This window comes from Brevundimonas sp. CURTG3B2_SDJG, from assembly GCF_057364705.1.
This window is the reverse complement of the sequence record NZ_JBNFOJ010000138.1, coordinates 1-7,825: the sequence shown is the minus strand read 5'-3', so window position 1 is coordinate 7,825 and position 7,825 is coordinate 1. Positions and strand designations below refer to the sequence as shown.

9 protein-coding genes and 1 pseudogene are annotated in these 7,825 nt (G+C 68.9%); 4 read left to right on the top strand and 6 right to left on the bottom strand.

Going from position 1 to position 7,825, the window contains the following annotated elements; all coding sequences use genetic code 11:
* Positions 1-165 precede the first annotated feature (165 nt).
* Both AC2W7C_RS10580 and AC2W7C_RS10575 read right to left on the bottom strand, forming a co-directional pair.
* Positions 166-1,218, bottom strand: coding sequence for a hypothetical protein (locus tag AC2W7C_RS10580; RefSeq protein WP_486001409.1), 1,053 nt, complete (start codon positions 1,216-1,218; stop codon positions 166-168).
* Entirely contained in the window at positions 1,215-1,535 is a 321-nt protein-coding gene (locus AC2W7C_RS10575; protein WP_486001408.1) for a hypothetical protein, read from the bottom strand. The genes AC2W7C_RS10580 and AC2W7C_RS10575 overlap by 4 nt, the downstream gene beginning before the upstream one ends.
* A gap of 251 nt (positions 1,536-1,786) precedes the next feature.
* Here AC2W7C_RS10575 and AC2W7C_RS10570 point away from each other — a divergent pair, with 251 nt between their 5' ends.
* Entirely contained in the window at positions 1,787-3,769 is a 1,983-nt protein-coding gene (locus tag AC2W7C_RS10570) for an acetyl-CoA carboxylase biotin carboxylase subunit (RefSeq protein WP_486001407.1), read from the top strand.
* A 32-nt stretch (positions 3,770-3,801) separates the two neighbouring features.
* Positions 3,802-4,335, top strand: a complete 534-nt coding sequence (locus AC2W7C_RS10565; RefSeq protein WP_486001406.1) for a DUF805 domain-containing protein — start codon at positions 3,802-3,804, stop codon at positions 4,333-4,335.
* Here the strand turns inward: AC2W7C_RS10565 and AC2W7C_RS10560 are convergent.
* The gene (locus AC2W7C_RS10560; RefSeq protein WP_486001405.1) at positions 4,332-5,258 is read right to left on the bottom strand and encodes a LysR substrate-binding domain-containing protein; all 927 of its coding nucleotides are present in this window, start codon (positions 5,256-5,258) and stop codon (positions 4,332-4,334) included. The two genes, AC2W7C_RS10565 and AC2W7C_RS10560, sit on opposite strands and share 4 nt — an antisense overlap.
* Positions 5,259-5,360: 102 nt before the next feature.
* Between AC2W7C_RS10560 and AC2W7C_RS10555 the strand changes: the two genes are divergently transcribed.
* Complete coding sequence (locus AC2W7C_RS10555; protein ID WP_486001404.1) at positions 5,361-5,519, top strand: hypothetical protein; 159 nt, start codon at positions 5,361-5,363, stop codon at positions 5,517-5,519.
* Positions 5,520-5,574: 55 nt separating this feature from the next.
* Here the strand turns inward: AC2W7C_RS10555 and lipB are convergent.
* Positions 5,575-6,289, bottom strand: a pseudogene (lipB, locus tag AC2W7C_RS10550) (lipoyl(octanoyl) transferase LipB).
* Between the two features lie 75 nt (positions 6,290-6,364).
* Between lipB and AC2W7C_RS10545 the strand changes: the two are divergent.
* The gene (locus AC2W7C_RS10545; RefSeq protein ID WP_486001403.1) at positions 6,365-6,616 is read left to right on the top strand and encodes a FliM/FliN family flagellar motor switch protein; all 252 of its coding nucleotides are present in this window, start codon (positions 6,365-6,367) and stop codon (positions 6,614-6,616) included.
* 7 nt (positions 6,617-6,623) lie between these two features.
* Here the strand turns inward: AC2W7C_RS10545 and AC2W7C_RS10540 are convergent, their stop codons facing one another.
* The gene (locus AC2W7C_RS10540; RefSeq protein ID WP_486001402.1) at positions 6,624-7,196 is read right to left on the bottom strand and encodes a fasciclin domain-containing protein; all 573 of its coding nucleotides are present in this window, start codon (positions 7,194-7,196) and stop codon (positions 6,624-6,626) included.
* A gap of 11 nt (positions 7,197-7,207) precedes the next feature.
* On the bottom strand, positions 7,208-7,825 hold a 618-nt coding region (locus AC2W7C_RS10535; protein WP_486001401.1), incomplete at its 5' end, for a hypothetical protein.

Sequence of the window (7,825 nt, the reverse complement as noted above, 5' to 3'; positions counted from 1 at the left end):
GAGGGAGCCAGATTAGGTCAGAGACACGTCGGAATCGGTCGTAACACGGCTGAGTTTAGGAATATTTTCTTTCCCGCAGCGAAAGAAAAGGCGGGCCCGTTTCCCAGACCCGCCCTCCATGCTTCTCCTCAATCGTCCCGCCAAGCGGGACGAAAGCGAACAGGCTCAGCCTCCGAACAGACCGTTCACCCAGGTCCGCACCGCGGCTTCGTCGGCCGGATTGCCGGTGTAGGCCAGGCCGGCGGCCGGCGTGTAGGGCTGGTTGTTGCCCCGCGCGCGCGACGTCCAGGCCTTGTGGCCGTAGCTGAGGTCCGAATAGTTCGACGGCAGGCGGCGTACGGTCGGCTCGATGAAGATCGAATCCGAGGCCGTGGTCGAGCCGGCGATGCGCACGTTCGGCAGCTTGGACAGCAGGTCCAGGGTGTCCAGGCAACCGCCCGAGCAGCCGGCGTCCACCAGCACGACCACCGGCCCCTGCACGGGGTTGGGCGCCCCCGTGTCGGCGGCCACGGCGCGGCCGGCCAGGGTGAAGGTCGACTGGCCCGCGGCGATGGCGGCGTCGAAGGCGGCGATGATCTCGCGCGTCTGTTCGATCACCGGCATGGCTTCCTGGACGAAGCGCGGATCGGCTTCCATCCGGCCCAGGGTGTCGGCGTACCACTGACGGTTCCCCGGGGTGGCCCGGTAGGTGACCTCGCCGGCGGCCGGCTGGCGGCTCACCGTGAATTCGGGCGTCCAGATGCGGTTGGCCATGCCGTAGCCGCGCGCCGTCGACGTATAGACCGACGAGCCCGAGGCGGCGCGCAGGTCCAGTACGAAGCCCTGCGGGCCGCGCAGGGCGGCGGCCTGGGCCTCGACCTGGGCGTTGAAGGCGTCCCAGCCCGCGCTGTCGGCGAAGGAGTGGACATGGACCCAGGGCCGCCCGTTGACCGTCTCGATCGACAGCGGCGTGGCCGACGGCATGTAGACGGTGGCGCGGTAGGCGGCCTCCAGATCGCCGGCGACGAGCGGCGCCGGCTTGATCTCATAGGCGCGCGCCCGGCGGTTGCCGACCGCGAACTCGCAGGTGGACGGCAGGCCGCCCACGAACGGATTGTTGCGGTTCCACAGCAGGTAGGGGGCCGAGGTCACGCGCCCGGCCTCGGTGGTCAGGTCGCCCTCCCAGCGGTCCAGCTTGGCGCGGGCGAACTCTTCGATAGGAGTGGCGTTGCAGCTCACCACGGCGGCGCGACGGGGGGCGCGCCCCGCACGCCGGGCTTGACGTAGGTGACGACGTATTTGCCGTCGCGCCAGCCGGTGGTGAAGCCGGGCCATGCGATGCCGAAATACGGGCCCATGCCCTCGAACGTCGGGCGCAGCGAAATGTTCGAATCGCGGAAGCCGGCGCCGTAGTAGCGCAGCAGATAGGCGTGGGCGTCGCCGCTGTTGACCCGGCCGGCCAGGCCCAACGACTCCTGCAGTCCGGCGTCGATCCAGCCGCGGAAGGCGGTGCTGGCGGGCCCCTGAACCGCGGCGGCGGGATGGTTGGCGGCCAACTCATCGTGGGCGGCCTGCAGGTCTTGGCGCGCCAGCGCCCGGAATCCTGGGCCAGGGCGGAGCCGGCCGAGACGGCGAGGACGAGGGCCGCCGAGGCGGCTGCGGTCAGGAAACGTGTCATTACTCTCGGGCTCCAAGGGTCCGACGAAAAGGCGAAGGGGTTAAAGCGTATCGGCGCGCCCCTTGCCAAGCCCGTAGAACGCCGCCCCTCCGGTTTACTCCACACGGAACGCGGCCTAATCGGGGCGACATGTTCAAGAAGATCCTGATCGCCAACCGCGGCGAGATCGCCGTCCGCATCATCAAGACCTGCCGTCGCATGGGAATCGCGACCGTCCAGGTCTATTCCGAGGCCGACGCCGGCTCCCTGGCCGTCGAGATGGCCGACGAGGCGGTGCTGATCGGCCCGGCCCCGGCGGCCCAGTCCTATCTGCTCGCGGACCGGATCGTCGAAGCGGTGCGGCAAACCGGCGCGGAGGCCGTTCACCCCGGTTTCGGCTTCCTGAGCGAGAACGCCGGCTTCGCCCGCCGGCTGCGCGACGAGGGCATCGCCTTCATTGGCCCGAACCCCGAGGCGATCGACGCCATGGGCGACAAGATCACCTCCAAGAAGTTCGCCGCCGAGGCCGGCGTCTCGACCGTCCCCGGCCACATGGGCCTGATCGAGAGCTCCGACGAGGCCGTCCGCATCGCCCGCGAGATCGGCTATCCGGTGATGATCAAGGCCTCCGCCGGCGGCGGCGGCAAGGGCATCCGGGTCGCGCATTCCGACGACGATATGGCCGAGGGCTTCGCGGCGGTGAAGGCCGAGGCCCTGAACGCCTTTGGCGACGACCGGGTGTTCCTGGAGAAGTTCATCGTCGATCCGCGCCACATCGAGATCCAGGTGCTGGGCGACAAGCACGGAAACGTCGTCCACCTGTTCGAGCGCGAATGCTCGATCCAGCGCCGCAACCAGAAGGTCATCGAGGAGGCCCCCTCCCCGCTGCTGGACGAGGCCACCCGCATAGCCATGGGCGCCCAGGCCGTCGCCCTGGCCCGGGCCGTGAACTACGACAGCGCCGGCACGGTCGAGTTCGTCGCCGGCCAAGACAAGAGCTTCTTCTTCCTGGAGATGAACACGCGCCTGCAGGTCGAGCATCCGGTGACCGAGCTGATCACCGGCGTCGACCTGGTCGAGCAGATGATCCGGTCGGCCTGGGGCGAGAGGCTGGCCTTCCGGCAAGAGGATCTCAAGGTCGACGGCTGGGCCATCGAGAGCCGCATCTACGCCGAGGACCCCTACCGCGGCTTCCTGCCCTCGATCGGCCGCCTGGTCCGCTACGAGCAGCCCGAGGAAGGCGCGCATGAGGACGGCTATGTCGTCCGCAACGATTCCGGCGTCCGCGAGGGCGACGAGATCAGCATGTTCTACGACCCCATGATCGCCAAGCTGTGCGCCTGGGGCGAGACGCGCGAGGCCGCGCTGAACGGCATGGCCCGAGCGCTGGAGGACACCCACCTGGCGGGCCTGGGCCACAACGTGCCCTTCCTGGCCGCCGTCATGGACCAACCCCGCTTCCGCTCGGGCGCGCTATCCACCAGCTATATCAAGGACGAGTTCCCCGACGGCTTCCACGGCCTGGCGCCGGACGAGCGCCAGACGCGCATCCTGATCGCCGCAGCCGTCGCGATGAACGAGATCCAGGCCGAGCAGTCCGGCGATCCGTCGGACCGCACCGACTGGGTGGTCCTGATCGACAAGACGCCGCACGGGGTGTCGCTGTCCTATGACGAGGACGAGGCCCTGCTGCTGAGCTTCACCGGCGGCGGCCACGCCCGCCTGACCGAGATCGACTGGCGGCCGGGCATGGCCCAGTTCCGCGCCGAACTGGACGGCGAGTCCTTCACGGCCGAGGTCGCCCGCGTCGCCGACGGTTTCTCAATCCGTCACCGCGCCGCCAAGGCCCGGGTCCGCGTTCTGAGCCCGCGCCTGGCGGAACTCTACGCCCGGCTTCCCGAGAAACAGGCCGCCGACACGTCCAAGCTGATCCAGTCGCCCATGCCCGGCCTGGTCGTCGCCATCCCCGTGGCCGTGGGCCAGGAGGTCAAGACCGGCGAGACCGTCGCCATCATCGAAGCCATGAAGATGCAAAACATCCTCAAGGCCGAACGCGACGGTGTCGTGAAGGCGGTCGGCGCGAAGGCGGGAGACCCGGTGGCGGCGGACGACGTGCTGGTGGAGTTCATCTAGGGCCACGCTGGGCCTCACCCGAGGGATCGACGATGCTCAGGCAGGCGCTGATCGGTTTCCGAGGACGGCTCGGCCGCCGGGATTGGTGGTTCTGGACCATTGTCACGGCGGCGACCTATCTGGCCGTGTGCTTCGTGGCGACGGCGGCGATCTTTCCCGGCGCGTCTTCGGTGGCGACGGCGATGGTCGGCGTCCCGGCCGGCCAACTGCTGCTCAGCGTCGCGCTCACCGCTCTGTTCCAGTGGCCCCTGCTCGCTCTGGCCGCCAAGAGAGCCCACGACATCGGTTGGCCCGCCTGGCCCGTCCTGGTGCTTCAAAACCTCGCCGCCGCCTTGTCCTATGTGCCGTACGGCCCCGACGCGGCTCGGGTTGGCGTCCCCGCCGTCCCGCCGAGCCTGACCCTGACCCTCGGCTTCGCCGGCCTGATCGTGATCTGGCTGGGTGTCGCCCTCACCCTTGGCTTGGCGCCCGGCGAACGCGGCCCCAACCGTTTCGGGCCTCTTCCTGTCGGAACGGGCCGTTTTGCGTTCGAGACCCTGTTGAGACGAGAGCGCGAGCGCTCCTAGCGTGCGCGCCTTTCGTCCTCCTCCCGTTCCATCGTCGCGAGGTCCCGGGCGATCTCCTCCTCCAGCCAGGCCTGGAAACGGCGGATCTTCGGCGCCCGTCGGCGGTGTTCGGCGGTGACGAACCAGTAGCTCTGGCCCAGCGTGGAGCGCTGCTCGAAGGGGCGGACCAGGCGGCCGTCGGCCATGTCCTGCCGCCAGAAGAAGGGGGTCAGAATGGCCAGCCCTTGGCCCGCCATGGCGGCGTGACCCTCATTGGCCTGGGAGTCGAGCCTCAGAGCCGGACGCTCCAGCAGGGAATCCGTCGCCAAGCCGGCGTCTTGAAACCAGGTCACCCAGTCGGCCTCGTGGGGCGAGATGGTGGGCAGATCCAGCAGGTCCTCGGGGCGCAGGTTTCCGCCGTGCTCCGCCAGGAAGGCCGGGCTGCACATGGGTGTGAAATCGACGGGCAGCAGCGGCTCGGCGTGCAGTCCTTCCCAGCCGCCGTAGCCCAGGCGGATCGCCACATCGACCCCGTCCGCGGACAGATCCGAAACTCGGTTGTCGACCTGCATGCGGATGGCGATCTCTGGATGGCGCAGTTGGAAGCCGCCGATCTTCCAGGCCAGCCAGGCGTTGGCGAACGTCGTGGTGGTGGAGACTGTTAGGGTCGCCTCGTCCTCGGAGCGCAGATCCGAAAAGGCGGCGGCGATCTCGTCCAGGCCGCGCCCCACCAGAATGGCCGCGCGGCGCGCCGACGGTGTCAGGAACACCCGCTGCTTCTCGCGCCGAAACAGCTTCACGCCCAACCGCTCTTCCAGCATGCGAATCTGATGACTGACGGCGGCTTGAGTCATGCCCAGCTCGCCGGCGGCGGCCGTGAAATTCTCAAGCCGCGCGGCGGCCTCGAACACCCGGACGGCGGACATCGGCGGAAGGCGGCGCATGGCGAGATCATAATGTCAGCTTATGAAATATGTCGAGCCTTTCGTTATCGCCGCGAGCAGGTTTGCGCGACGATGCCTCCATCGAACGCACAGGAGGTTTCCATGACCACCCTTTCCAACGCCCCGGCCAACCGCCGCTCCAGCATCCTGGAGATGGCGAAGCATATCGCCCACAACCTGCACCGCACCGGCGAGCTTCGCGTCGCGTATCAGTACGATCAGCCCTGGAAGGCCCGCGCCCGCTCCGGCGGACGCGCCTGAGACTGCGGCGGTCGACGCCGCGCCGGCCCTGATCGGCTCGCGTCGACCGATCTGTTCACACGGGCGGATCGCCAGCGGCCGTGTCGCCGAACACCCGACGGAAGCTTGTCCGCAGCGCCTCGTCGGCCTCGTCCATCGTCGCTGGCACGCCCAGATCGACCAGGCTGGTCACACCGTGCTCAGCGATGCCGCACGGCACGATGCCGCCGAAATGGGTCAGGTCCGGCTCCACGTTCAGACTGATCCCGTGGAAGCTGACCCATTTCCGCACCTTCACGCCGATCGCGGCGATCTTGTCCTCGCGGGACCAGCCGGGCCCCTTGCGTTCGACCCAGACGCCGACCCGGCCCTCGCGCACATCGGCAGCGACGTTGAACTCGCCCAGCGCCCCCACGATCCACTGCTCCAGGCCCCGCACGAAGGCGCGGACGTCCTTGCCGCGAGCGTTGAGGTCCAGCATCACATAGGCCAGCCCGCTGGCCCGGCATGATAGGTGAACTGCCCGCCGCGGCGCTGCGGTGTACGGGGAAGCGGCCGGCGTCCAGCAGATCCGCGTCCTTCGACGAGACCCCGGCGGTGTAGAGCGGCGGATGCTCCAGAAGCCAGACCAGTTCCGGCGCGCGGCCCTCGGCGACGGCGGCGGCGCGCGCCTCCATGGCCTCCACCGCGGCGGGGTAGTCGACGTAGCCCTCCGAGCGCGCCCATTCGACCGGGCGGCCGTCGGCTCGAACCAGTTTCGATACGGTTTCGCTTAAGGACTGGGAAAGCATGTCGCCCCCAATGTGGGGATCGGGAGCGCCATGCAAGACCACCCCGCCCAGTCCCCGTCCGTGTCAGAGTCCTCCATGAGCCAGATCGAAGCCGTCGATGTCGAGATCTCGGTCGTCCTGGGGCGCTCGGTCCTGCCGATGAGCCAGCTGCTGCGCATGGGCCGCGGGGCGGTGATCCCGCTGGACGCCTCGGAGAACGACGAGGTGTGGATCCTGGCCAACAACCATCCGGTCGCTCGCGGTGAGATCGAAATCCGCGAGGACCGTATCGCCATCACGGTGACGCGGCCTGCGGACGTCTACGACTTCATGGCGGGCGCGGCCTAGGTCCGGCCTAGGACGAACCCTCGGACGGCTTCACCAGCACAGCATCCACCGGTTGCAGCACGCCGTTCGACGCCAGCGTCTCGTCGCCGGTCAGGCGGCCCTGGGCGCCGTCGGGCGCGGTGACCACGATCGCCTGACCGTCGCGACTGAAGCTGAGAAGCCCGTCCGCCATGGTGCGCATCTCGACCTTGCCCGAGCCGCCGCGGTCGATGGCCGCCAGGATGTCCCGCCGCGTCATCACGCCCGGCAGGATATGGGCCCGCACCAGGGCCGCGCTCTGGGCCTTCAGCGCCGGGTCGGACAGGTCGCCGTCGCCCAGGACCCGGAACGCCTGGTCGGTCGGGGCCAGGACGGTGTAGGGGCCCACGCCCTCGAGCACGCCCTCCAGGCCGGAACCGGCGACGGCCCCTTCCAGCGAATCCAGTTCGCCGTCGGCTTTCAGGCTGGCCGCCAAGGTTTGCGACGAGGGTTGGGGCGCCGCCGTCCCCGCCTTGTCAGACACGTCCTCGGCGGTTGGATTGCAGGCGGCGAGCGCCAGGACGGCCAGGGGCGCGGCGGCCCACGCGAGCAGGACTTTCATCTCGCGTCTCCTCAAGCCAGCAGCTGGACCACGGCCTGAACCAGCCGGGTGGTGGGATCGACCTGGTACACATAGCCGTCGTTATAGCGGTACCAGCGGTCCGGCGTATCGTAGTACCGGTCGCGATAGCCGTAGGGGACGTTGTAGACGTCGTAGCCGACCGGCATGGCCTGACCCACAGTCCACGACTGGCCGGTCATCAAGGCCGCTACCTGACCGATCGACTGGGTCCGCGGATCCACGCCGTAAACGACCCCGTCGGCGTACCGATAGTCGTACCGGTCCGGCAGGCGGTAATAGCTCGTATAATACGACGGGATCGGCTGGTACTGGTACTGCGTCGGCCATACGTTGCCGAGTCCCAGCGCCCCGCCCAGGGCCGGCAACCATCCCAGCAGGGATCCGCCACGATCATAGCGGTACAGATAGCCGCCGTCGTAACGGTAGCGATACTGGTCGTCCCCCCAGGTTCGCCACAGATAGTCGTAGCGATCACGGGCGATCTGGCGCGCCTGCCCGGGCGGCAGGCAGCCGTTGTTCTTGCGGGCCAGGCGGGACGGGAGCAGCCGGCGATCAGGCCACGATCGGCCGGGCGAACGGAAGAGGACCACGCCGGGCCCGTCGTCGGC

Excerpts from the sequence above, each read along its gene's own strand:
- AC2W7C_RS10570 (WP_486001407.1), top strand. The coding sequence starts at position 1,787 with ATGTTCAAGAAGATCCTGATCGCCAACCGCGGCGAGATCGCCGTCCGC.
- AC2W7C_RS10565 (WP_486001406.1), top strand. The coding sequence starts at position 3,802 with ATGCTCAGGCAGGCGCTGATCGGTTTCCGAGGACGGCTCGGCCGCCGG.
- AC2W7C_RS10560 (WP_486001405.1), bottom strand. The coding sequence starts at position 5,258 with ATGCGCCGCCTTCCGCCGATGTCCGCCGTCCGGGTGTTCGAGGCCGCC.
- AC2W7C_RS10555 (WP_486001404.1), top strand. The coding sequence starts at position 5,361 with ATGACCACCCTTTCCAACGCCCCGGCCAACCGCCGCTCCAGCATCCTG.
- AC2W7C_RS10545 (WP_486001403.1), top strand. The coding sequence starts at position 6,365 with ATGAGCCAGATCGAAGCCGTCGATGTCGAGATCTCGGTCGTCCTGGGG.
- AC2W7C_RS10540 (WP_486001402.1), bottom strand. The coding sequence starts at position 7,196 with ATGAAAGTCCTGCTCGCGTGGGCCGCCGCGCCCCTGGCCGTCCTGGCG.